Consider the following 23,698-nt stretch of genomic DNA (forward strand, 5'->3'; position numbering starts at 1 on the left):
TTGAAACTGCTTCGATACGGGTCTTCGCCAGGCTCAACCCCTACTCAGCGCGAACGGAGCTTGTTTGTGCCGACCATCGTCCGCCGCCCCGTCCGCATCGCCGTCCTTACCGTCTCCGATACCCGTGGTCCGGCCGACGACCGCTCGGGCGACACGCTGGTCGAGCGGCTGACGAGCGCGGGCCACATCCTAGCCGACCGCGCGATCGTGAAGGACGAGGCGGACGTCATCGTCGCCCGCCTTCACGCCTGGATCGACGATCCTGCCGTCGAGGTCGTCGTGACGACCGGCGGCACCGGCGTCACCGGCCGCGACGTGACGCCCGAGGCGGTCGAGCGTGTGTGCGACAAGCTGATCCCCGGGTTTGGCGAGCTGTTCCGGTGGCAGAGCTATGCCAAGATCGGCACCTCCACGATCCAGTCGCGCGCCTGCGCCGGCGTCGCGCGCGGCACCTACATCTTCGCGCTGCCCGGCTCGACCGGCGCGGTGAAGGACGGATGGGACGGCATCCTCGCGAGCCAGCTCGACATCGACCACAAGCCCTGCAACTTCGTCGAGCTGATGTCGCGGCTCGAGGAGCGTTAACCTTTCAATCCTGCTCAACTGTCGATTCGTCCCGCGCCGGGACACGCCGAATCCGTGCCTAGTCAAGCGCCGTCCCAATCCCGATAATCGCGCCTAACGATCGGTAAAGGGGCGCGAAGATGATTAACGGGCTTCTTCGGATTCTGGCGGCGGGACTGGCGATTGCGATGGTGCCGGCCGCGGCCCATGCGCGGGGACCCGCCGTGACCAGCGTCATCTCGCTCGAAAGCCCACTCGCCCCCGGCGAATATGCCTGGGACGACGCCGGCGTTCCCGCCGGTCCCGTCCGTATCGTCGTCGACCTGTCGACGGAGAAGATCCACGTCTATCGCAGCGGCGTTGAGATCGGCCGTGCCTACATCCTCTACGGCGCCGATCACAAGCCGACGCCAACGGGCACTTTCCCGATCCTGCAAAAGGATCGCGATCACGTCTCGAACCTCTATGGCGCGCCGATGCCGTACATGCTGCGCCTGACCTGGGGCGGCGTCGCCATCCATGGCAGTCAGGTCGAGGCGAACGCCGCGACGCACGGCTGCGTCGGCGTGCCGGACGAATTCGCGGCGCTCCTCTTCGCGCAGGCGAAGAAGGGCGACCCAGTGCTGGTGACGCGAGGCTGGCGCCCCGACCTGTACAAGGACGAAGCCCCCGCGGCCGAGCGGCTGGACACGGACCAAGGCGGCGAGACCATCGTGACCGAGGAAATCGTCACGCCTTGACCAACCCGTCACCTCGGGCATGACCCGGGGTTAAGTGAGTTAGCGTTTGCGCTTACCCTGATGCCGGATGTTCGCCGGTCGTCCGCGGCGCTTCAGCACCCGCGGCGGGCCGCCACGGCGGCGGTCGTCGCCGCCCTCACCGCTCCCTGACCCCTTGCCGTCGGGCAGCTCGAAGCGGAGCGCCCCCGACACCGGGTTCGCCTCGACCAGCCGCAGCTTCAGCCGCTGGCCGAGCGCGAAATACTCGCCCGTCTCCTCGCCGATCAGCCGCTGGCTCGCCTCGTCGTGCCTGAAATATTCTCGGCCCAGGTCGCGCGCGGGCACCAGGCCGTCGCCCCCCACCCCCTCGACCGTGGCGAAGAAGCCGAAGGCGGCGACGCCGGTGATCTTGGCGTCCATGACCTCGCCGACATGTTGGGCCAGATAGGCGGCGACATAGCGGTCGATCGTCTCGCGCTCGGCCTCCATCGCCCGCCGCTCGAGGCTGGAGATGACCTCGCCCACCCGCTCCATGTTCGCCGCATCCTCGGCCGACAGCCCCCCCGGCCCAAGCTTGTACGCATCGACCAGCGACCGGTGGACGATCAGGTCCGAATAACGCCGGATCGGCGAGGTGAAATGCGCATAGCTGCCGAGCGCGAGGCCGAAATGCCCCGCATTCTGCGGCCCGTAATAGGCCTGGGTCTGCGTCCGCAGCACCTGCGTCATGATCTCCTCACGCGCCTCGTGCTCGCCCAGCGTGCCTAGGATGTGGTTGAACGTCGCGGGGCGGATCACCTGTCCAAGCGCAAAGCTCATGTCGAAGGTCTTGAGATAGTCCTTGAGCGCGGTCAGCTTCTCGCGGCTCGGCGGCTCGTGGATGCGGTACATGACCGGCGCCTTCTTGCGCTCGAGCGCCTTGGCTGCGGCCACGTTGGCGGCGATCATGAAATCCTCGATCAGCCGGTGCGCGTCGAGCCGCTCGCGCGGCGCGACCGACAGGATGCGCCCCTTCTCGTCGAGCACCACACGCCGCTCCGGCAGGTCGAGGTCGAGCGGGCTGCGCTTGTCCCGCGCGCGGGAGAGGGCCGCCCAGCAGTCCCATAGGGGGAGCAAGGCAGTGCGGGTGAGATCCGGATCGACCATCTCCGGCGCCGCGTCCGACCGCACCGCATCCACCGCCGCCTGCGCGTCCTCATAGGCAATGTTCGCCGCGATCCGCACCACCGCACGGGTGAAGCGCCAGTCGCGGATATCGCCATCCTTGCCGATGCGCAGGTGGCACGCCATCGCCGCGCGGTCCTCGCTCGCCTTCAGCGAGCAGATGTCGGCCGACAGCACCTCCGGCAGCATCGGCACGACCCGGTCGGGGAAATAGACCGAATTGCCGCGCTTCCTCGCTTCCTTGTCGAGGAGCGAGCCGGGGCGGACGTAGAAGCTGACATCCGCGATCGCGACGATCGCGCGAAACCCGCCCTCGTTGGCCGGATCGTCGTCGGGTGTCGCCCAGACGGCGTCGTCATGGTCGCGCGCGTCGGCGGGGTCGATCGCGACGATGGGCAGATGACGCAAATCCTCCCGGTCGTCGCCGAGCGGCTGACGCGCCACCCGCTCCGCCTCGGCGATCAGGTCGGAAGAGAAGACGTTGGGAATGCCGTGTTTGTGGATCGCAATCATCGAGAAACTGCGCGGCGCGAACGGGTCCCCCAGCCGCTCGACCACCTTGGCCATGATCCGCGGGGGCCGCCCGGTCTTCTCGGCGAGAACGAGATCGCCGGGCTCCGCCTCGCCGCGATCGACCACCGGCAGGTCGCGCGCCGCCTTCTTGTCGAGCCCGGCGAGGAACAGCCGCCCGCCCTCCTCGCGCAACACGCCGAGGATCTGCTCCTCGCCCCTTGCGAGCGTCTTCATCGGATGCGCGATCCAGCCGTTTCCAGCCTCCTCGGTGCGAGCGAGGATGCGGTCGCCGGGGCCGAGCGCCGACTGCCGCCGCCCGCGCTCGATCACGCGCAGCCGTGGCTGGGGAATGCCCTCCGCCTCCCAGCGCTCGGGCACCGCCCAGACCGCATCACCATCGGCGTCGGTCACCCGCAGCACCGTTACCTTGGGCACGCCGCCCATCTTGTGGAAGGCGCGGCCGGGGGCGATGTCGACCAGCCCCTCGTCGGTCATGTCCTTGAGCAGCGCCTTGAGCGCGATCTTGTCGGCGCCGTGCAGCCCGAACGCCTTGGCGATCTCCCGCTTGCCCGCGGGGCTGTCCGAACTCGCGATGAAATCGAGGATCTGCTGGCGGCTCGGGAGCCCGTTCTGGCGTCGCATGGCCCCGAGATAGGGCGTCAGGCCCCGCCGCGCACGGACTTTCGCGTCAGCTGCTGAACGCCACCAGCCAGACCGTCGCCATGCCCCCCTGCTTCGGCACGACGAGGACGCGGTAGCTGCGGTTGCGCGCGCGGTCGTCGGCCCGCCCGCCTGCGCTGCCGGGGCCGGCGGCGGGGCTCCACCAGTCGATGCCGGTGCCGAAATGGCCGAGCACCGGGTCCTCGCCCGGCTTCGGATCGCGGCCCAGCAGCCGCGCCGCGAAGCCTGTCGCGTCGACAAGCGGCGCGTCGAAGCGCAGCAGCGTGCGCGTATCGACGCCGCTCTCCCCGTCGCTGCGGATCGCGGTCGCGCCGCGCGGCAGCGGCTCGCCGATGAACCGCTCGACGGCAGCGGGGTCGATGCTGTCGGCCGATGCCATGCCCGTCTCTCCACAAGCGCCAAGCCCCATCAGCAGGGCAGCAAGGGCGAAGCGCGAAGTCATGCCCTACCGTCCCGCGCGCCGCGCGCCGGGTCAAGCGCGAAGCTCAGGGCGTCACCGTGAAGCTGGCCGAGGGGCCGTCGGCGCTGCCGCGCACCTCGAACTCCTGTGCCAGCCCCGCCTGGTGCAGCTGGCCGAGCTGCTCGTCGCCGATCCGCAGCGGGCCGATATCGACGCCCTTGCCCTCGTCCCAGTTATAGCGATCGAAGACGTGCAGGTCGCTCTCTATCGACACCTGCGCCGCGCCGTCCGCGCCCGGCGTGACGGTGACCGTCGCGGTGTGTGCATAGCTAAAGCCGCCCACCGCGAAGAACCAGTCCTGCGACAGCTCCTTGGTGGCATAGGTGCTGGTCCAGGGCGTCGTCACCTGAAACGTCATTGGCTCGCCGGTGTAGTTGGCGCGGACATGCGCCTCGGCCGCGGCGCGCACGTTTGTCTCGAACGAGGCGTCGATTTCGTCGCGGATCGCCGGGATGTCGTTTCGGATCGCATTGGGATCGATCGACAGCGTCTCGCCGCTGTTGCCCAGATAATGGCGCATGTGCCGCGCGGCATTGTTGAGGCCGAGCCCGTCGGCGGCATCGGCGACACGGTAGAAAGCGGCCTCGTTTATATGGTCGGCGATCGAGGCACCTTCGCTGGCGTGCGCGCCCGACCCGTCGCCCGTGGTCGGCGCGGCGGGCGGCGTCGGATAGCCGGGCATGCCGGGCGACGGGGTGATCGTGCTCTCTTGCGGCGTCGCCGGTCCGTCGCCAAGGCTGGGGCGGAGGCCATCGCGCCCGGTGCCGCGCACATCGTCGCGCGTGTCCGACAAGCGTGCATCGCTCGTATCGAATACTCGGCCGGCGAAGTCGGCAACGCCCCGCGCGGCGTCCGAGATGGCGTTTCCGATCGAATCGAGCATGGTCGGCCTCCGTGGCTGTTGCAAGCCTTTTGACCGCTTCCGGCCCCCGCCGCGATAATCACATCGATTAGATGCCGGCGCGCCCTCCCGGCCCGCACGCGCATCTGCTAGCCATTGGGGCGTGACCCACGACCTCCTCGTCATCGGCGGTGGCATCAACGGCTGCGCGATCGCGCGCGAGGCAGCGCTGCTCGGCCTGAGCGTCTTGCTCGTCGAGCGCGACGACCTTGCCAGCCATACCTCCTCGGCCTCGACCAAGCTCATCCACGGGGGCCTGCGCTATCTGGAGCAGTATGAGTTCCGGCTGGTGCGAGAGGCGCTGGGCGAGCGTGAACGGATGCTGGCGATCGCCCCGCACCTTGTCCACCCGCTCACCTTCGTGCTGCCGCACGACCATGCGGTGCGACCGTGGTGGTTGGTGCGCGCGGGGCTGTGGCTCTACGACGCGCTCGGCTTTGACAGCTCGCTGCCGCGCTCGCGCTCGCTGAGGCGCGACGACACTGGCTATCAGACGCCGCTTCGCCAGGCGTATCGCGGTTTCGTCTATTCAGACGCCTGGGTCGATGACGCGCGGCTGACGGTGCTCAACGCCGTCGATGCCGCCGATCACGGCGCGGAAATCCTGACGCGCACCGGCTTCGAGCTTGCCGAGCAGGCGGGCGACCATTGGCGCGTGACGCTTTCGGACGGGCGCACGCTCGAAGCGCGCGCGATCGTCGTCGCCGCCGGCGGCTGGACGACGCAGGCGATGACCGCCATGGGCGTGCCCCCGCGCGGCAAGTTACGGCTCGTCCGCGGCAGCCACATCGTCGTGCCTGAACTGTTCGAGGGCGACCACGCCTATATCCTCCAGCAGCCCGACCGGCGGATCGTCTTCGCCATCCCCTATCCGGGCGGAACGATGCTGGGCACCACCGACGTGGCTGTCGAGGATCCCTCCGACGCGCGGATTTCGCCGGAGGAAACGCAATATCTCTGCGATGCCGCCAACCGCTATTTCCGGCGGCAGGTGAGCCCGGCCGAGGTGGTGAGCGACTGGTCGGGCATCCGCGCGCTCTACGACGACGGCGCGGGTTCCGCGGCCGAGGTGACGCGCGACTATGTGCTCGAACTGCATGATAAGGGCGCGCCGGTGCTGGGCGTATTCGGCGGCAAGATCACCACCGCGCGGGCCCTGGCGGAAGACGCGCTGGGGCGACTCGCGCCCGTGCTCGGCTTCGATGCACATCCGGTCAGCCGCGCGCGGGTCCTGCCGGGCGCGATGATCGCCGATATCGAGACGCTCGCGCGCCAGGTGGCGGAGCGCTGGCCGTTCCTCGACCCACATGACATCGACCGCATGGCCCGCGCCTATGGCAGCCGGCTCATCGAGCTGCTGGATGGCGTCGACAGCGTCCGCGACCTGGGCCGGGCATTGCCCGGCGGCATGACCGAGCGGGAGGCGCGGTTCCTGCACGAAACCGAGTTCGCGCGCGCGGCCGACGACGTGCTCGACCGGCGGACCAAGCTCGGGCTTGGCATGTCCGAGGAAGAGCGGCGGGCGTTCGCCGACTGGTGGGCGACCGCGTTTCCGGCGGGTTGATCGCGATCAGCTTTGGAACCGCCCGCGCGGCGGCGCGCTGAAACGGACATGGACAAGACCGACGACGCCGAGAGCCTGCTCGCCACCGCGCTTCAGGACATGCTCGCCGGCGAGCGCCTGTTCGCCGAGCATCTGCCCGCAATCGCCGCGCATTCGCGTGCGGTGTCGCTGACCGAGGCGCTGGCGCGCGAGGTCGAGCGGGCGCGCCTGCAAGCCGCCGCGCTCGCCGAAGATTCGCGTGCCGACGGTGGGCCGCCCAATCTCTGGATGCAGGGCATCATCGACGATGCGCACAGGGACACGCGGACGATCGATGCTGGGCCGCTCCTCGACGCCGCGCTGGTCGGCGCGGTGCGCAAGGCGCTGGCGGCCAAGCATGTCAGTTACGAAACCGCGGTCGCGCTCGCCGAGCGGCTCGACGAACCCGCTCTCGCCGCCCGCCTCCGCCGCTGCCGCGACGAGGAAGCGGCGAGCGATCACCGACTGGCGGCGATCTTGAGCGAATGCACAGAAGCGGCGTAACGGCCGTTCACTCATGACGGCTGGGGCGTCAGTATGCGCGCGCCACCAGAATGCGTTCGACCGCCGGCTCGCCGGTGAATATGCACGGTCCCTGCGCGGGCGCCGCCGTGCCCGGCACGTTGCGGATCGTCAGCTTCAGGGCCTTTAGCCGCTCGACCACCGCATCGAGCGCGACGCCGGTCGGCCTCGCCCACTCCACCTCGACCCAGCCGGGGTTGCGCTCGCCCTCGGCGAAATGCGTCTCGAGGCCCGCGAAGTCGGTCACGTCGCGGCGAACGCCCGCGTCAAGCCGCGCGCGCGCCTCGACATGCAGTGCCTCCTGTATCTCGGCCAGCAGGCCCGCTGCCTGATCGACGAATCCGTCGCGCGCCACGAACGCGGTGTCGAGCTTGCCGCTCTCCTGATAGAGCCGGTCGCGGCGGATCACCGCGACATTGCCCGCCGCCACGTCCCGCGGACCGACCTCGACGACGATCGGCGCGCCTTTCTTGACCCAGCCCCAGCGCTTGTTGCCCGCCTTTTGCGCGCGGGCATCGACCATCGCCCGGATCGGCTCACCGAGCGCGGTCTGGCGCGACAGCTCGGCCTGGAGGCTGCGCGCATAGTCGAGCACCGCCTCATCCTCGGGCGCGTCGCGCAGCATCGGGACAATGATGACCTGCCACGGCGCGACGCGCGGCGGCACGCGCAGGCCATCGTCGTCGCCATGCACCATGATGAGCCCGCCGATCATCCGCGTCGACACGCCCCAGCTCGTGGTTTGCGCGAGCTCCAGCTCGCCCGCCGCGTTCTGGAAGCGGATATTCTGTGCCGAGGAGAAATTGGTGCCGAGGAAGTGGCTGGTGCCGGCCTGCAGCGCCTTGCCGTCCTGCATCATCGCCTCGATGCTGTATGTCGCCACCGCACCCGGGAAGCGCTCGTTCTCGGGCTTCTCGCCCGCTACGACCGGAATGCCGCAGCAATCCTCGGCAAAGGCGCGATAGACCTCGAGCATCTTCAGCGTCTCTTCGCGCGCCTCGGCCTCGCTCGCGTGCGCGGTATGCCCCTCCTGCCACAGGAACTCGGCGGTGCGCAGGAACATGCGGGTGCGCATCTCCCAGCGGACGACGTTGGCCCACTGGTTGATCAGCACGGGCAGGTCGCGCCAGGACTGAACCCAGCGGCTGAACGCGGCACCGATCACCGTCTCCGATGTCGGGCGGACGACCAGCGGCTCCTCCAGCTTCGCCTCGGGATCGGGGACCAGCCGGCCGTCCTTCTGGACCAGCCGGTGATGGGTGACGACCGCCATCTCCTTGGCGAAGCCATCGACATGCTCGGCTTCCTTCTCGAAGTAGGACAGCGGAATGAACAGCGGGAAATAGCAGTTCTCATGCCCGGTCGCCTTGATGCGGTCGTCGAGCAGCCGCTGCATCCGCTCCCAGATGCCGTAACCCCAAGGCCGGATGACCATGCACCCGCGCACGCCGCTCTCCTCGGCCATGTCGGCCTCGGCGATGACGGTCTGGTACCAGCGCGAGAAATCCTCGGCGCGCGTGACGGACAGGGCGTGTTTCATGGGGGCGCCGATAGCGGGGGGCGGCAGGGCGGACAAGCGGCTCGCCCTTTTCCGTTCGTGTCGAGCGCAGGCGAGACACATGTTCGAGCGAAGCAAACGGAAAGGGCGTTCAAGCCGCCGCCGTCGTCCACCCCAGCGCCGGTATCGCGATCGAGCGCTTGCCGCCCAGATCGGTGCGGCACACGATCAGCTCGCGCTGTTCCATATACCCCACCAGGCGCCGCGCGCGGCCGAGCGACGAGGTGCCATAGACCTCGGCAATCCGCTCGTCGGGTGGGCAGGCCTCTCCTTCCTTGGCCGCGCGGGCGATGAGGAGGAACGGCCCCAGCATCTCGCTCGGCAATTCGCGCGCGACCGACAGTGCGCCGGCCCACTCGTCCTCCAGCCCGTGGGTGATCCCCGCCCGCGCCGCGGCGAGCCGGCGCGAGAACGCTTCGAGGTCGAGCGGCGGCTTTGACAGCCCGGCCATGCGGCAGCGAACCTGATAGTCCTGGAACAGCACCGCGGCAGGACGGCTCGCCGACCCCGCCTCCGCCACGATCGCGGCGAGCACGTCGGCGACGATCTCCGCCACGCGTTCGGGCGGCATCGCGGGCGCGGGCGCCTCGGGGGGGGGCGGCGGCGCGGCGAGCGCCTCGATCACCTCGTCGGCGGGCATCGGCGGCGGCGGGGGCGGCGGCATTAGCGGCAGCCCGGGCTCGGGCGAGCCGCGCTCGATCAGGTCGCGCATGTCGGCCGGGGCCGAGGGCAGCGGGATCAGCTTGGGGCTGGAGCTTCGCGCCGAGGTCTCGACCGCGCCGATCTTCACCGCCACCGGCCGCCGCGACACCGCGGGGCCGAGCGCGAGGAAATGGCCGCGGGCGAGGTCGCGGATCGTCTCCGCCTGCCGCCGCTCCATGCCGAGCAGGTCTGCGGCGCGCGCCATGTCGATGTCGAGGAAGGTGCGCCCCATCAGAAAGTTCGACGCCTCCGCCGCGACGTTCTTCGCCAGCTTCGCCAGCCGCTGCGTGGCGATCACGCCCGCAAGGCCGCGCTTTCGACCGCGGCACATCAGGTTGGTCATCGCGCCGAGCGACGCGCGGCGCACTTCCTCCGCCACCTCGCCGCCGCCCGCGGGCGCGAAGAGCTGCGCCTCATCGACCACGACGAGCGCGGGATACCAATGGTCGCGCGGCGCATCGAACAGCGCGTTGAGGAAGACGGCGGCGCAGCGCATCTGCCCCTCCGCCTCCAGCCCCTCGAGGCTCAGCACGACCGAGGCGCGATGCTCGCGGATGCGCGCCGCCATCCTCGCGATCTCGCGCTCGTCATAATCGCCCGCCTCGATCGCGACATGGCCGTATGCGTCGGCGAGCGTCACGAAGTCGCCCTCGGGATCGATCACCACCTGCTGCACGCGCCCCGCCGATTTCTCGAGCAGGCGGCGAAGCAGGTGCGACTTGCCCGATCCCGAATTGCCCTGGACGAGCAATCGGGTGGCCAGCAGTTCCTCGAGGTCCATGGCGACGGGCTTGCCGTTGCCGTCGACCCCCATGTCGACTTGTGCGGTCATGGGGTCTTGGCGGGCGCCCTGCGCTCGAAGAAGTCGAACATCGTGTTCCACAGGTGAAGCTGCGACGCCGGGTTGCTGATCGAGTGCGTCTGACCCGGATAGAATTGCGTGTCGAACATCACGCCTTCCTGCTGCATCGCGCCGATCATCGCGGTCGTGTTGTCGAGGAACACATTGTCGTCGGCCATGCCGTGCATGACGAGCAGCGGGTCCTTGATCTTGCCCGCATCGCCGAGCGTCCCCGACCTGGCATAAGCCTCCGGCACCTTGCGCGGGTCGCCCATGTACCGCTCGGTATAATGGGTGTCGTAGAGGTCCCACTTGGTCACCGGCGCCACCGCCGCCCCGGCCGCGAACACGCCCGGTGCCTTTTCAAGGAGCTTGAGCGTCATATAGCCACCGTACGACCAGCCATGGATGACGAGGCGGTCGGGATCGACGAAGGGTTGCTGCTTCAGCCACTTGGCCGCCATCACCTGATCCTCGACCTCGACCGTGCCCATCGCGTGCCAGATCTGGTCGGTGAAGGCGCGGCTGCGGTTGGCGGTGCCGCGATTGTCCATCACGAAGACGATATAGCCCTTGTCGACGATCGCCTGCTGGAGCGGATCGGTCCAGCCGCGCATCACCCGCTGCGCCCCCGGACCGCCATAATAGGTGAAGAACACCGGATAGCGCTTGCCCGGCTCCATCTTGGGCTTGAGCAGCTTGTAATGAAGCGCGCTGCCGTCGGCGGCCTTCAGCGTCCCGAACTCAGGGATCGCATGGCTGGCGAGATACGGCGCATAGGGATGGTTCGGGCCGAGCGCATTCTGGTCGAGCCACTGCGTCCGCTTGCCGCTTGCGTCGGCAAGATAGCTCTGCGGCGGCTGGCTCGGGCTCGACCGCGCGACGATCAGCCGGTCGCCCGACATCGACACGCTGTTCCAGTATCCCGGCTCGGTCAGCCGTGTGACCGTACCCGCCTTCTTCAGCGACGCCGAATAGGCGTGGCGCTCGAGCACCCCGTCCTTGTTTCCGGTGAAGTAGACGAGGCCCTTTTCTTCATCGACGCCGATGACGTCGGCGACTTCCCAGTCGCCCGTGGTCAGCTGCGTCCAGCGGCCCTTGTCGAAGCGATAGAGATGGCCGTTGCCGCTCCGCTCCGACCACCATAGGATGCTGCCGTCCGACAGCGCGTTGAAGTTGTCGGAGAGGTTGATCCAGCTTTTGGCCTTGGCCTTTTCGGTGAACAGCACCCGCGACTTGCCCGTCGCCGGATCGACGGCGAGCATGTCGAGCACGGTCTGCGCGCGGTTCTGGCGCTGGACATAGAGCGTCTTGCCGTCCGCGCTCCAGTCGACGCGGGCGAGGTAAATGTCGGGGTCGCTACCCAGATCGACCTTAACCTGCCCCGACCCATCGGGCGCCATGACGTAAAGCGCGACCTCGACATTGGGCGTACCGGCAAGCGGATAGCGCTGTTCGTAGAGCTTGGTACCCTCGGCGCCGATCGACGCGCGGGTGAGGACGCGGACGGGGGCCTCGTCGAACCGCTCGACCGCGACGTACTTGTCGCCCGGCGACCACCAATAGCCGGTGAAGCGGGACATTTCCTCCTGCGCGACGAACTCGGCCTCGCCCCAATGGACGGTCCCGCCGCCACCCTGCGTCACGGCACGCGCCTCGCCGGCGCCGTTCAACGGCTGCACCCAGAGGTTCTGGTCGCGCACGAAGCTGATGAAGCCGCCATCCGGGCTGATGACCGGATTGAGCTCGCCTGCCTCGCTCGTCGTCAGCCGCCGCACCTCACCGTTCAGCGTCGCGAGGAACAGGTCGCCATCGAGCGGCACCAGGATCGAGCGCCCGTCGGGCGCCCAGTCATAGGTGACGATGCCGCGCAGGCCGCCGATACGCGCGCGCTCGCGCTGCATCTTCTCCGCTTCCGACAGTTCGGCGCCCGAGCCGACCTTCTTCGAATCGACCAGCATCCGCCACTGGCCGGTGGCAAGGTCCTGCGCCCACAGGTCGTAGCGCTCGGGCTCGCCGTCGCGCGGGCGAAGCTGGGTCAGGAGCTTGCCGTCGGGCGACAGGCGCGGCGGCCGCCCGCCGCCGCCCGACAGGCCGCCCTGCATGACGCGCTCGAACGTCAGCGTCTCCTTTGCCGCCGGCTGCTGCGCCGCGACGGGTTCAGCGACCATTGCCGTCACGCTCACCGACGCAAGCGCCAGCGCCAACCACCATCCGCGCATTCCCATCTCCGAAGGGGCCGACGCCGAAGGGGCTCCGGGGCGGCCGTGATGAGGCGTTATTGCCCCCCTTCGATGCGGGCGTAAAGGGTCAGGCGGACTGGGTTTCCCCGTCGGCCTCGGGCGCGTTCGAGTCCGGCGGCGGCGGCGCGTCGATCCCCTCGACCTCGGCTTGGTGGCCGAGCGTGTCGCGCACCCACAGCAACGTCACGAGGACGTAGAGCACCACCGCCAGCGGCGCGGCGACGATCACGCCGATAAAGCCGAACATGCTGCCCAGTGCGGCGAGCGCGAAGAGGAGCACAGCAGGCGGAATCGACACCGCGTATTTCTGGATCATCGGGGTCAGGACATTCCCCTCTAGCTGCTGCGCGACGACATAGACGACGATCGTCCAGAGCAGCGCGTCGCCGCCCTCGCTCAGCGCCAGCAGCACGCCGGGCGCCGCGCCGATGAAGGGACCGACCAGCGGGATGAAGTTGGTGAGGCCCGAGATGACGCCGAGCGCGCCGGCCGACTCGACGCCGACGATGCTGAGGCCAGCCCAGATCAGCACGCCCACGATTATCATCGTGGCCCCTTGCGCGATCAGCCACTGGTTGAGCGCCTGCCCGCTTGCCGACAGCGCCTCGCGTACCCGCTCGCCCTCCGACTTGGGAAACAGCTTCTCGACGCCGCGAACATAGAGATCGGGTTCGAGCGCGAGGTACATCGCCGCCACGATGACGAGGACGAGGTTGGTGATCGCCCCGACCGCCCCGAATGCGAACGTCAGCGCGCGACCGGCAATGCTTTGAAGATCGGGAGTGCCCGACAGGAAGCTCTGGAGAAAGGGCACCTGCTCGGCCATGTCGCGCGCCCGGTCGAACGCCTGGGGCAGCTGCCGCCCAACCTCGGTGAACTGTTCGGAAAGCTGCGCCCCGAACAGCCAGCCGGCCCCGCCCAGGATGGCGAGGATCAAGAACAGGCCGAGGAACACCGACAACGTGTCGCTCGCGCCCAGTTTTTTGAACGGCCACCCCGCCGCGCGGATCAGCGCGGCGACAATGACGGCCGAGAAGATCAGCATGAAGACGAAGGCGAACTGCACGGTCAGCAGGCACAAGCCCACCACCAACATCACCACCAAGGCCCGGCGCGCGATCCCGCCGATATGCGTCGTTTCCATGCGTCCCCCCGTTGTCGATCCGACAGAAACATCGCGCCGGCGTAACGGGTTCCTTCTTTAGGCCAGGTTGATCTGCGCAAGCCGCGTCCCGCGACACCCCGTAACCGGCGAAGCCCCGGGGGCTAGTCGTGCCCCCGTCCGCAGGACACACCACCCCTCCTGCCGCTACTGAATCCCGGCCTTCCCCGAGGTATTGCTCCGCCGGAAGCGGGCGCCCAAAGTCGGGAACGCAGCGCTGCCTGGACCTCCACTCCCCCCTTCGCGGGCGTATCGATCACCCCTCAGCGAACATCTTGCGCAACTCGCCCTTCAGGATTTTGCCGTTCGCATTTCGTGGCAGCACGCTGTCAACGAAGCGGATCGCCGCCGGCACCTTGAAGGCGGCGAGGTGCCGGGCCACCCAGTCCTGCAACTCCGCCTCGCTCGCGCTGCAGCCGGGACAAAGGTGGACGACCGCCGCAGGCACCTCGCCAAGCGTCCGGTGCGGCACGCCGACCAGCGCGGCGTCGGTGACGGCGGGATGGGCGTAGAGGACGTTCTCGACCTCGATCGAGTAGATGTTCTCGCCGCCGCGGATGACGATGTCCTTGGCGCGGTCGACGATGTAGCAGAAGCCTTCCTCGTCAAGCCGCGCGAGGTCGCCCGTTCGCACCCAGCCGTCGACGAAGGTCTCGGTGGTCGCCTCGGGCTTGTTCCAATAGCCTTTCACGATCATCGGTCCGCGCGCCCACAGCTCGCCGACCTCGCCGACGGGCAGCTCGTGCGCACCGTCGAGCGACATGATCTTGAGTTCGGCCACAGGGACCGGCGGGCCGCAGCTGTCGGGGCGGTTGAGATAATCCTCGCCGGTGTGCTGCGTCACCGTCGCCATCGTCTCGGTCATCCCCCAGCCGCTGCCGGGCGCCGCGCCGAACTCGGCCTCGATCCGTCGGACAAGCTCGGGCGCGGCCGGGGCGCCGCCATATTGGACGGCCTCCAGGCTCGACAGGTCATGTTTGTCGCGGTCGGGATGCTCGAGCAGCTGCCACGCGATCGTCGGCACCCCGCCGGTCAGCTGAACCCGCTCGCGCTCGATCAGCTTCAGCGCCTCGCCCGCGTCCCAGCGGCGCATCAGGACGATCGTCCCCCCGCTCGCGACCGTCCCCATCAGCGACGCCGAACAGGCGGTGACGTGAAACAGCGGGATGACGAGCAGCCCGATCTTGGGCACCGGCGCGCCCGGCGGCATCTCGCCCCGGCGCAGCATCGCCCGCGCGTTGCAATAAGCCGAGCTGAAGATGTTGGTCGCCATGTTGCGATGGGTGCCGAGCGCCCCCTTGGGCGCGCCGGTGGTGCCGCTGGTGTAGAAGATGACGACATCGTCGTCGGGCGCGATCGTCGCCGCGGCCGGGTGCAGCCCCATTTCGGGCAGCGCGGCCCACTCGTTCGGCGACGGCAGCAGCGTGTCGAAGGGTTCGGCAGGCGCCTCGACCGGCCCCTTAGGCCGCGTGACGAACACACGCTCGAGCCCTGTCAGCGCCGGCAACTCGCCCTTGAAGCGGTCATAGCGGTCGCCGTCGAGGATCAGCAGCTTCGCACCCGAATCATTGATCCCATACGCAAGCTCGGCGGCGCTCCACCACGCATTGAGCGGTACCGCGACTGCACCGATGCTGGCGACGGCAAAGAAGATCGCGGTCCATTCGGGCAGGTTGCGCATGGCAAAGGCGACGCGGTCGCCCTTCGCCACCCCCGCCTCCGCGAGCTTGTGCGCCAGATGCGTCGCGGCGCGGAAATGCGCGTCGTAGGTCACGCGCTCGTCCTCATGGATGACGAACTCGCGCGCGCCGTGGCTGCGCGAAAAGGCGATGAGGAGCGCGAGGTTGGGCGGCGCGTTCTTCCATGTGCGCGTCGGAACCCCGCGGATTTCGACCGTCTCGATCTCGAACGGCTGGCCCGGCGCAGTGATCAGCGCCTCGATCTGCGCGAGGGTCATCGCGGGCCAGGGTTTGGCGTCGGGGGCGGTCGCCATCCTCATCTCTCCTATACGCTGTCGAAGATCGGGTTTGCCCGATTGACGTTTGCGTGAAGGTTAGTGTTGATTCGATCTACGCTCAAGATATTAGGTGAGCGGGTCGCGAGCATGACTGCGACCCGAGAGGATTCGAACGACAGGTATGCTGACGCGCACGGTTCACGACGATCCCCGGTCGCTTGGGTTTGCGCCCGATCGGTTGGCGCGGATCGACGCCTTTCTGCGCGAGCGCTATCTCGACACCGGCTTGTTGCCGCACGCCCAGCTGCTTGTCGCACGCGATGGAGCAATCGCGCATTTCAGCCATCTCGGCAACGCGCGAACCGACGAGACGCCCGTCGGCCCCGACACGTTGTTCCGCATCGCCTCGATGACCAAGCCGATCACCAGCGTCCTGTTCATGATGCTGGTCGAGGAAGGGCGCATCGCGCTCGACACGCCGGTCCACCGCGTCCTGCCCGAATTGAAGGGCGTCGGCGTCTATGCGGGGGGCGGCGCCGGGGTGCCGTTCGCAACGTCGCCCACCGCCCGGCCGATGCTGATGGTCGACCTGCTCCGCCATACCGCCGGCTTCACCTACGGCTTCCAGAACCGCACCAACGTCGATGCCGCGCATCGCGAGCTGCGGATCGAAACGTGGCACGGCGATCTCGATCTCGACGGCTTCGTCGCCGCGCTCGCCAAGCTGCCGCTGGAGTTTTCGCCCGGCGATGCCTGGAACTACTCGGTCGCGACCGACGTGCTCGGCGCGGTCATACAGCGGATCGAGGACAAGCCGCTGGACGAGGCGATGCGGACCCGTATCCTTGCCCCGCTCGGCATGGACGACACCTCCTTTCAGGTGCCCGAGGGCAAGCTGCCTCGCCTTGCCGACTGCTACACCTTCAAGGCGGGCGAAGGCCGGGTGATGTACGATCCGGGCGCGGCGAGCGCCTGGGCATTGAAGCCGCGGCTCGTCTCCGGCGGCGGCGGGCTCGTCTCCACGGCCCTCGACTATCACCGCTTCTGCACCATGCTGCTGAACGGCGGCAGCCTGGAGGGCACGCGCATCGTCGGCCGAAAGACGATCGAGCTGATGACAATCAACCATCTGCCCGGGGGCGGCGACCTCGCCGCCATGTCGCGGTCGATGTTCAGCGAGGCGACCAACGCCGGCATCGGCTTCGGCCTGGGCTTTGCCGTCACGCAGGACGTCGCCTCGACGCTCGTCCCCGGCAGCGTCGGTGATTTCTACTGGGGCGGGCTGTTCTCGACCGCCTTCTTCATCGATCCGGTCGAGCGGCTGCACATGATCTTCATGACCCAATTGAGTCCCTCGAACCTCTACCCCGTCCGCCGCGAGATCCGCACGATGATCCACGCGGCGCTGGACTGACTGCCTCAAGGAGATGGCATCCATGACTTCCCCCATCACCACGCGCCGCGAGGGCGACGTGCTGGTCGTCCTGTCGAACAACCCGCCGGTCAACGCGCTCGGCGCTGCCGTCCGCCAGGGCCTCGACAAGGCGATCGACGAGGCGGCGGCCGATGACGGCATCAAGGCCGTCGTGATCGCTTGCGAGGGCCAGACCTTCTTCGCGGGCGCGGACATCACCGAGTTCGGCAAGATGATGGCCGAGCCCTCGCTTCCCGTGCTGGTCGACAAGATCGAGGCGTCGGAAAAGCCCGTGATCGCCGCAATCCACGGTACGGCGCTGGGCGGCGGGCTGGAGGTGGCGCTGGCCGCACATTATCGCATTGCTGTTCCCTCGGCGAAGTTCGGCCTTCCGGAAGTGAAGCTCGGCATCCTGCCCGGTGCCGGCGGCACGCAGCGCCTGCCGCGCGTCGCGGGGGTCGAGGTCGCGCTCGAAATGGCGACCAAGGGCGATCCCATTCCCGCCGCCAAGGCCAAGGAAGCGGGCCTGCTCGACCGCGTGACCGACGGCGACCTGCTTGCCGACGCGATCGCGTTCGCGGGCGAAGTCGCCGACGCCCGCCCGCTACCGCGCACCAGCGAGGCGCCCGTCACCCTCGACCCCGCGGTGGTCGAAGCGTTCCGCAAGACCAACGCCCGCCGCTTCCGCGGCCTCGACGCGCCGAACGAGATCATCGAGGTGATCGAGACCACAGCTGGCAAGCCCTATGCCGAGGGTGTTCAGCGCGAGCGCATGGGCTTCATGAAGCTGGTCATGGGCAAGCAGTCGGCGGCGCTGCGGCACATCTTCTTTGCTGAGCGCAAGGCGTCGAAGATCGACGGCCTGCCCGAGGGGACGCAGCCCCGCGCGATCAACCGCGTCGGCGTGATCGGCGCCGGCACGATGGGCGGCGGCATCAGCATGAACTTCCTGTCCGCGGGCATCCCCGTGACGATCGTCGAGATGCAGCAGGAAGCGCTCGACCGCGGCACCGGCGTGATGCGCAAGAATTACGAGGCGACCGCCGCTAAGGGCCGGATGACCGCCGATCAGGTCGAGGGCGCGATGGGGCTCCTGAAGCCCACGCTCAGCCTCGACGACCTCGCCGACTGCGACCTCATCATCGAGGCGGTGTACGAGTCGATGGACGTGAAGAAGGACATCTTCGCCAAGCTCGACACGATCGCCAAGCCCGGTGCGATCCTCGCGTCCAACACGTCCTACCTCAACATCGACGAGATCGCGGCCTCGACCAGCCGGCCGCAGGACGTGCTCGGCCTCCACTTCTTCTCGCCCGCCAATGTGATGAAGCTGCTCGAGGTCGTCCGCGGCGCCAAGACCGCGCCCGATGCGCTGATGACCGCGATGGCGGTCGCCAAGAAGATCAAGAAGGTCGCGGTCGTCGCCGGCGTCTGCCACGGCTTCATCGGCAACCGCATGCTGATGCCGCGCCAGGTCGAGGCAATGAACCTGCTGCTCGAAGGCGCGACGCCCGAGCAGGTCGACCGCGTCCATGTCGCCTTCGGGATGCCGATGGGACCGTTCCAGATGGCCGACCTCGCCGGCGTCGACATCGGCTGGCACCGCGATCCGACGCGGATCGAGAGCATCCGCGACGCCCTCGCCGCCGAGGAACGCTGGGGCCAGAAGAAGGGCAAGGGCTTCTATGACTATGACGAGAAGCGTCAGCCGTCGAACAGCCCGCGCGTCGCCGAGATCATCGAGGACTTCCGCCAGAAGACGGGCACGCCGCAGCACGAGGTGACCGAGGACGAGATCACCGAACGCACGCTCTACACCATGGTCAACGAGGGCGCGCGCATCCTCGAGGAAGGCATGGCGCAGCGTGCGAGCGACATCGATGTCGTCTGGATCTACGGCTACGGCTTCCCCCCGTACAAGGGCGGCCCGATGTTCTGGGCCGATCAGGAAGGGCTGCCGAAGATCGTCGCGGGGCTGGAAAAGCACGGCTTCGAGGTCGCGAAACTGCTGCGCGAGAAGGCCGAGAAGGGCGAGAAGTTCAATTGATCGCACCCTCGCCCTGCCCGGCGCGGATGGTGACGGCGGCGCGGCCATGAGGTCCGCGCTCGCCACCGCTGCCGCGATCCGGGCGGGCGAAACCTCCGCCCGCGCCGAAACCGACACCGCCATCGCCCGCATCGAGGCCGGCGACGCAGCCATCAATGCCGTCGTCGTCCGCGACTTCGACCGCGCGCGGGCCGCCGCCGACGCCATCGACGCGCGCGGCCCGGTCGCCGACGCGATGCCGCTGCTCGGCGTGCCGATGACGGTCAAGGAAGCCTTCGATATCGAGGGCCTTCCCACCCATTGGGGCCTCGCCCAGCACGCCGGCAATATCGCAACCAGCGATGCCGAGGCGGTGCGCCGGCTGAAGGCCGCGGGCGCGATCATCCTCGGCAAGACCAACCTGCCCAAGGCGCTGGGCGACTGGCAGTCGGTCAACTCGATCCACGGTCGCACCAACCACCCGCTCGACCCGACACGCACGCCCGGCGGCAGTTCGGGCGGCTCCGCCGCGGCGCTCGCCGCGGGATATGTGCCGATCGAGATGGGCAGCGACATCGGCGGCTCGATCCGCGTCCCCGCCCATTTCTGCGGCGTCTGGGGCCTCAAGCCCACATGGAACGCGATCAGCAGCCTCGGCCACCGCTACCCCAAGACCGACGGGGCGGAGACGGTACTCGGCGCCGTCGGCCCGATGGCGCGCACTGGCGAGGACCTAGCGGTGTTGCTCGACCTGCTCTCCGCCCTACCGCTGCCACCGCCCCGCCCGGCGAAGCGGGTGCTGGCGCTGACGCAGCATCCCGAAACTCGCACTGCCGCCGCCTGTGTCGAGGCGGTCGAACACGCCGCGGAGGCGCTCGTCCGCGCGGGCGTCGAGGTGATCCGCGACCACGCCGCGCTACCTGACCTTTCGCGCCAGCATGAGGCGTATGGCAAAATGCTGAACGTGGTTTTTGCCCGGTCGCAGCCCGACCTGCACCACACGATGCCGACGCTGCTGGCATGGCTGAACTGGCTTGACGCACAGGCGCGCAGCACCCGCGCCTGGGGGGCGCTGTTTGAAGAAGTCGACGCAGTGATCGCGCCGCCCGCGGCCACGCTCGCCTTCCGCCACGACAGCCGCCCGCTGGCCGAACGGACGCTCGACATCGACGGGGTGGACAGCCCCTACGACGCGCACCTCGCCTGGGCGGGGCTGGCAACCTATCCGGGCTTGCCCGCCTGTGTCGTGCCGATCGGCACCTTCGACGGTTTGCCCGGCGGTGTGCAGGTGATGTGCGCCCAGCATCGCGACCACGACGCCATTGCAATCGCCCAGATCATCGACACCCAGCTTCAAGGAGCCGCGTGATGACCGACCTCGACCAGTTCCGCGCCGACACCCGCCAATGGCTGGAGGGCAACTGCCCGCCCGAGATGCGCCAACCTGTGCGCAGCGAGAAGGACGTGTGCTGGGGCGGCCGCCGCGCCGTCTATCAGCCGGGGCAGAAGGAATGGATGGACGCGATGGCGTCGCGCGGCTGGACCGTGCCCGATTGGCCGACGCAATATGGCGGCGGCGGCCTCTCGCCTGCCGAGGCCAAGGTCCTCAAGGAGGAGATGGCCGCGATCGGCGCGCGCAATCCCCTGTCCAGCTTCGGCATCTCGATGCTCGGCCCGGCGCTCCTCAAGTACGGGACCGAGGAGCAGAAGCTCGATCACCTGCCGAAGATCGCGCGCGGCGAGATCCGCTGGTGCCAAGGCTATTCGGAGCCCAATGCCGGCTCCGACCTCGCCGGTCTCGCCACCAGCGCGGAGGATGCCGGCGACCATTACATCGTCAACGGGCAGAAGGTCTGGACCAGCTACGCCGACAAGGCGGACTGGATCTTCTGCCTCGTCCGCACCTCGAAGCAATCGAAGCAGGGCGGCATCAGCTTCGTCCTGTTCGACATGGAGAGCGAGGGCGTCTCAACCCGCCCGATCCTGCTCATCAGCGGCTATTCGCCCTTCTGCGAGACCTTCTTCGACAATGTGAAGGTGCCCAAGGCCAATCGCGTCCATGACGAGAATAAGGGCTGGGACGTCGCCAAATACCTGCTGGGGCACGAGCGCGAGATGATCTCGGGCATGGGGCTGGGTCAGGGGACGGGCGGCAACCCGCTGATCGAGGGGGCGATCGCGACCATCGGCCTTGACGAGAGCGGCCGCCTCGCCGACCCGATGCTGCGCGCCGCGATCGCCGAGTTCGACGTACGCGCTCGCGCCTTTTCCGCCATGTCCGAACGCTTCATCGACGAACTGAAGGCCGGCCGCGCGCACCCGGCGCAGCCGAGCATGATGAAATATGTCGGCACCGAACTGAACAAACAGCGCCACGAGCTGGTGATGGCCGCGGGCGGCAGCGACGCGCTCGAATGGGAGAGCGAGGGCTCGAACGGCGGCGCCAAGGCGCGCGCGTGGCTGCGCACCAAGGCCAATTCGATCGAGGGCGGGACCAGCGAGATCCAGCTCGGCATCATCGCCAAGCGGATCTTGGAATTGCCGGGGGCCTGACGCCCACCCGTCACCCCGGACTTGTTCCGGGGTCCACCTTTCCACCGACGCCGCCGGACAAGCGGCGCGGTGGACCCCGGAACAAGTCCGGGGTGACGATCAGGAGAGATCATGCCCCTCTATCTCAACGACGAACAGGCGATGCTGCGCGACACCGCGCGCGATTTCGTCGGAACCGAGGCCCCCGTCGGCCATCTGCGCGCGCTTCGCGATGCGAAGGACCCCACCGGGTTCAGCCGCGACCTGTGGCGGCAGTTCGCCGAGATGGGCTTCACCGGCATCGTCGTGCCGGAGGACCAGGGCGGCCTCGGCCTGGGTCATGTCGAGGCCGGCGTGGTGATGGAGGAGATCGGCCGCAACCTCTCCCCCTCCCCCTTTCTCACCACCGCGGTCGCCGCCGTGGCAGGCCTCAAGAGCACCGCGCACGCTGATACGTGGTTCCCGCGCATCGTCGCAGGCGACGCGGTCATTGCGCTCGCGATCGACGAGAGCGCCAAACACACCGGCCGCGTCGAAATGACCGCCGAGCGTTCGGGCAACGGGTTCAGGCTCACCGGCACCAAGCGGTTCGTCCACCACGCGCACGTCGCCGACCTGATTCTCGTCGCCGCCCGGACGGAGAATGGCGAGACGGTGTTCGCGGTCGATCCGAAAGCCGCCGGCCTCGCCGCCGACCCCCGCCGTCTTGCCGATGCGAGCCTGGCGAGCGAAGTCCGCTTCGACGGCGTCGCGGTCGATGCCGATGCCGTGGTGGGCGAGGTCGATGGCGGCCGCGCCGTCCTAAACCGCATTCTCGGCGCTGCGCGCACCGCCGCCGCGGCCGAGCTGGTGGGCGTCGGCGCGGGCGCGATGGACATGACCACCGCGTACCTGAAAGAGCGCAAGCAGTTCGGCCAAGTCATCGGCAGCTTCCAGGCGCTGCAGCACCGCGCAGCGCACCTTTACTCGGAGATGGAGGTCGCACGCGCCGCCGTGCTCAAGGCGCAGCAGCTGCTCGATGCGGGCGACCCGCGTGCGGCCGAGGCGACGATGGTGGCAAAGGCGATGACGGGGCTTGCCACCACGCTGTCGGTGCAGGAAGGCATCCAGATGCATGGCGGGATCGGCATGACCGACGATTACGACATCGGCTTCTACATGAAGCGCGCGCGTGTGCTCGCCGAGATGTTCGGCGATGCCGGCCACCATGCCGATGCGCTGGCAAGGGCGAACGGATACTGATGATAGAGCGCGCGGAAACGCCGGAGGGACTGGTCGCGCAGCTTGTCGAGTTGCTCGACGTCGAGACGATCGACACCGACCTCTATCGCGGCGCCCGCCAGCCGGGCGGCGTCGGCCGCGTTTTCGGCGGACAGGTGATCGCGCAGGCGCTTCAGGCGGCGCAGCGTTCGATCGACGACGGCAAGGTCGCCCATTCGCTCCACGCCTATTTCATGCGCGCGGGAAGCGAAGACCACCCGATCATCTACCGCGTCGTCCGCGACTTCGACGGACGCAGCTTCGCCAATCGTCGCGTGATCGCGATGCAGCGGGGCACACCGATCCTCAACATGATCGCCAGCTTCCAGCTGCCCGAGGATGGCCTGTCGCACCAGTTCCCCATGCCCGACGTGCCCCCGCCCGAGGCACTGAAGAGCGAAAGCGAGCTGCGCGAAGAGATTCAGGCGCACGTGCCCGAGAAGCTCCGCCGCTTCTTCCTGCGCGCACGCCCGATCGAGATCCGTCCCGTTGATCCGCGCGAATGGTTCGCGCCCGCCCCCCGCGAGCCAGTCCAGCACAGCTGGTTCCGCGTCGTCGCCCCGCTCGCCGACGACCCCGCGCTTCACCGCGCGATGCTCGCCTATGCCAGCGACATGACCTTGCTCGGCACCTGCATGCTGCCGCATGGCGTCACCTGGATGGACGGCTCGGTCCAGACGGCCAGCCTTGACCATGCGCTGTGGCTGCACGAACCGTTCCGTGCCGACGAGTGGATGCTGTACACCTGCGACAGCCCCTGGTCGGGCCATGGCCGCGGCCACAATCGCGGGCGCATCTACACGGCCGGCGGACGCCTCGTCGCCAGCGCGGCGCAGGAGGGGCTGATCCGCAAGCGCGGTTGAGCCGTGCGCGGCACTTTTACTCCGCTTCGTCGTT

18 protein-coding genes are annotated in these 23,698 nt (G+C 68.5%); 10 read left to right on the forward strand and 8 right to left on the reverse strand.

What is annotated here, in order from left to right; all coding sequences use genetic code 11:
• Positions 1-66: 66 nt before the first annotated feature.
• Together moaB and COC42_RS03940 are read left to right on the forward strand one after the other, a co-directional pair.
• Positions 67-585, forward strand: a complete 519-nt coding sequence (gene moaB, locus COC42_RS03935) for a molybdenum cofactor biosynthesis protein B (RefSeq protein WP_245843829.1) — start codon at positions 67-69, stop codon at positions 583-585.
• 119 nt (positions 586-704) lie between these two features.
• A complete protein-coding gene (locus COC42_RS03940) occupies positions 705-1,304 on the forward strand; it encodes a L,D-transpeptidase family protein (protein ID WP_096341934.1) in 600 nt (199 codons plus the stop codon).
• 39 nt (positions 1,305-1,343) lie between these two features.
• On the opposite strand, the gene rnr is transcribed toward COC42_RS03940, so the two are convergent.
• The 3 genes from rnr to COC42_RS03955 are packed head-to-tail and all read right to left on the reverse strand — an operon-like array spanning position 1,344 to position 4,984.
• On the reverse strand, positions 1,344-3,602 hold the full coding sequence (gene rnr, locus COC42_RS03945; RefSeq protein WP_096341935.1) for a ribonuclease R: 2,259 nt from the start codon (positions 3,600-3,602) through the stop codon (positions 1,344-1,346).
• 46 nt (positions 3,603-3,648) lie between these two features.
• The gene (locus tag COC42_RS03950) at positions 3,649-4,083 is read right to left on the reverse strand and encodes a hypothetical protein (protein ID WP_141395776.1); all 435 of its coding nucleotides are present in this window, start codon (positions 4,081-4,083) and stop codon (positions 3,649-3,651) included.
• A 43-nt stretch (positions 4,084-4,126) separates the two neighbouring features.
• Positions 4,127-4,984 (reverse strand): hypothetical protein, encoded by an 858-nt coding sequence (locus COC42_RS03955; RefSeq protein ID WP_096341937.1) that lies wholly within the window; start codon positions 4,982-4,984, stop codon positions 4,127-4,129.
• A gap of 121 nt (positions 4,985-5,105) precedes the next feature.
• On the opposite strand from COC42_RS03955, the gene glpD reads away from it, so the two are divergent.
• Both glpD and COC42_RS03965 read left to right on the forward strand, forming a co-directional pair.
• On the forward strand, positions 5,106-6,566 hold the full coding sequence (gene glpD / locus COC42_RS03960; protein ID WP_096341938.1) for a glycerol-3-phosphate dehydrogenase: 1,461 nt from the start codon (positions 5,106-5,108) through the stop codon (positions 6,564-6,566).
• A gap of 48 nt (positions 6,567-6,614) precedes the next feature.
• Entirely contained in the window at positions 6,615-7,088 is a 474-nt protein-coding gene (locus tag COC42_RS03965; RefSeq protein WP_096341939.1) for a DUF892 family protein, read from the forward strand.
• A gap of 28 nt (positions 7,089-7,116) precedes the next feature.
• On the opposite strand, the gene proS is transcribed toward COC42_RS03965, so the two are convergent.
• From proS to COC42_RS03990, 5 genes are all read right to left on the reverse strand, one after another.
• Complete coding sequence (gene proS, locus COC42_RS03970) at positions 7,117-8,646, reverse strand: proline--tRNA ligase (RefSeq protein WP_096341940.1); 1,530 nt, start codon at positions 8,644-8,646, stop codon at positions 7,117-7,119.
• Positions 8,647-8,755: 109 nt separating this feature from the next.
• The gene (locus COC42_RS03975) at positions 8,756-10,198 is read right to left on the reverse strand and encodes an ATP-binding protein (RefSeq protein WP_096341941.1); all 1,443 of its coding nucleotides are present in this window, start codon (positions 10,196-10,198) and stop codon (positions 8,756-8,758) included.
• Positions 10,195-12,429, reverse strand: coding sequence for a S9 family peptidase (locus COC42_RS03980; RefSeq protein WP_096341942.1), 2,235 nt, complete (start codon positions 12,427-12,429; stop codon positions 10,195-10,197). The genes COC42_RS03975 and COC42_RS03980 overlap by 4 nt, the downstream gene beginning before the upstream one ends.
• Positions 12,430-12,517: 88 nt before the next feature.
• Positions 12,518-13,594 carry an AI-2E family transporter gene (locus COC42_RS03985; protein WP_096341943.1) on the reverse strand — a complete coding sequence of 359 codons (1,077 nt, stop codon included), beginning with the start codon at positions 13,592-13,594 and terminating at the stop codon, positions 12,518-12,520.
• A gap of 274 nt (positions 13,595-13,868) precedes the next feature.
• The gene (locus COC42_RS03990) at positions 13,869-15,605 is read right to left on the reverse strand and encodes a class I adenylate-forming enzyme family protein (protein WP_096341944.1); all 1,737 of its coding nucleotides are present in this window, start codon (positions 15,603-15,605) and stop codon (positions 13,869-13,871) included.
• Between the two features lie 145 nt (positions 15,606-15,750).
• Between COC42_RS03990 and COC42_RS03995 the strand changes: the two genes are divergently transcribed.
• The 6 genes from COC42_RS03995 (at position 15,751) to COC42_RS04020 (ending at position 23,664) form a co-directional block, all read left to right on the forward strand.
• The gene (locus tag COC42_RS03995) at positions 15,751-16,983 is read left to right on the forward strand and encodes a serine hydrolase domain-containing protein (RefSeq protein WP_096341945.1); all 1,233 of its coding nucleotides are present in this window, start codon (positions 15,751-15,753) and stop codon (positions 16,981-16,983) included.
• 22 nt (positions 16,984-17,005) lie between these two features.
• The gene (locus tag COC42_RS04000; protein ID WP_096343081.1) at positions 17,006-19,030 is read left to right on the forward strand and encodes a 3-hydroxyacyl-CoA dehydrogenase NAD-binding domain-containing protein; all 2,025 of its coding nucleotides are present in this window, start codon (positions 17,006-17,008) and stop codon (positions 19,028-19,030) included.
• A gap of 46 nt (positions 19,031-19,076) precedes the next feature.
• Positions 19,077-20,378 carry an amidase family protein gene (locus COC42_RS04005; RefSeq protein ID WP_096341946.1) on the forward strand — a complete coding sequence of 434 codons (1,302 nt, stop codon included), beginning with the start codon at positions 19,077-19,079 and terminating at the stop codon, positions 20,376-20,378.
• The gene (locus COC42_RS04010; RefSeq protein ID WP_096341947.1) at positions 20,375-21,562 is read left to right on the forward strand and encodes an acyl-CoA dehydrogenase family protein; all 1,188 of its coding nucleotides are present in this window, start codon (positions 20,375-20,377) and stop codon (positions 21,560-21,562) included. Before COC42_RS04005 ends, COC42_RS04010 begins: the two co-directional genes overlap by 4 nt.
• 111 nt (positions 21,563-21,673) lie before the next feature.
• Positions 21,674-22,783, forward strand: a complete 1,110-nt coding sequence (locus COC42_RS04015; protein ID WP_096341948.1) for an acyl-CoA dehydrogenase family protein — start codon at positions 21,674-21,676, stop codon at positions 22,781-22,783.
• A complete protein-coding gene (locus tag COC42_RS04020) occupies positions 22,783-23,664 on the forward strand; it encodes an acyl-CoA thioesterase (RefSeq protein ID WP_096341949.1) in 882 nt (293 codons plus the stop codon). Before COC42_RS04015 ends, COC42_RS04020 begins: the two co-directional genes overlap by 1 nt.
• Positions 23,665-23,698 lie beyond the last annotated feature (34 nt).

This window comes from Sphingomonas spermidinifaciens, from assembly GCF_002351485.1.
GTDB lineage: Bacteria > Pseudomonadota > Alphaproteobacteria > Sphingomonadales > Sphingomonadaceae > Sphingomonas > Sphingomonas spermidinifaciens.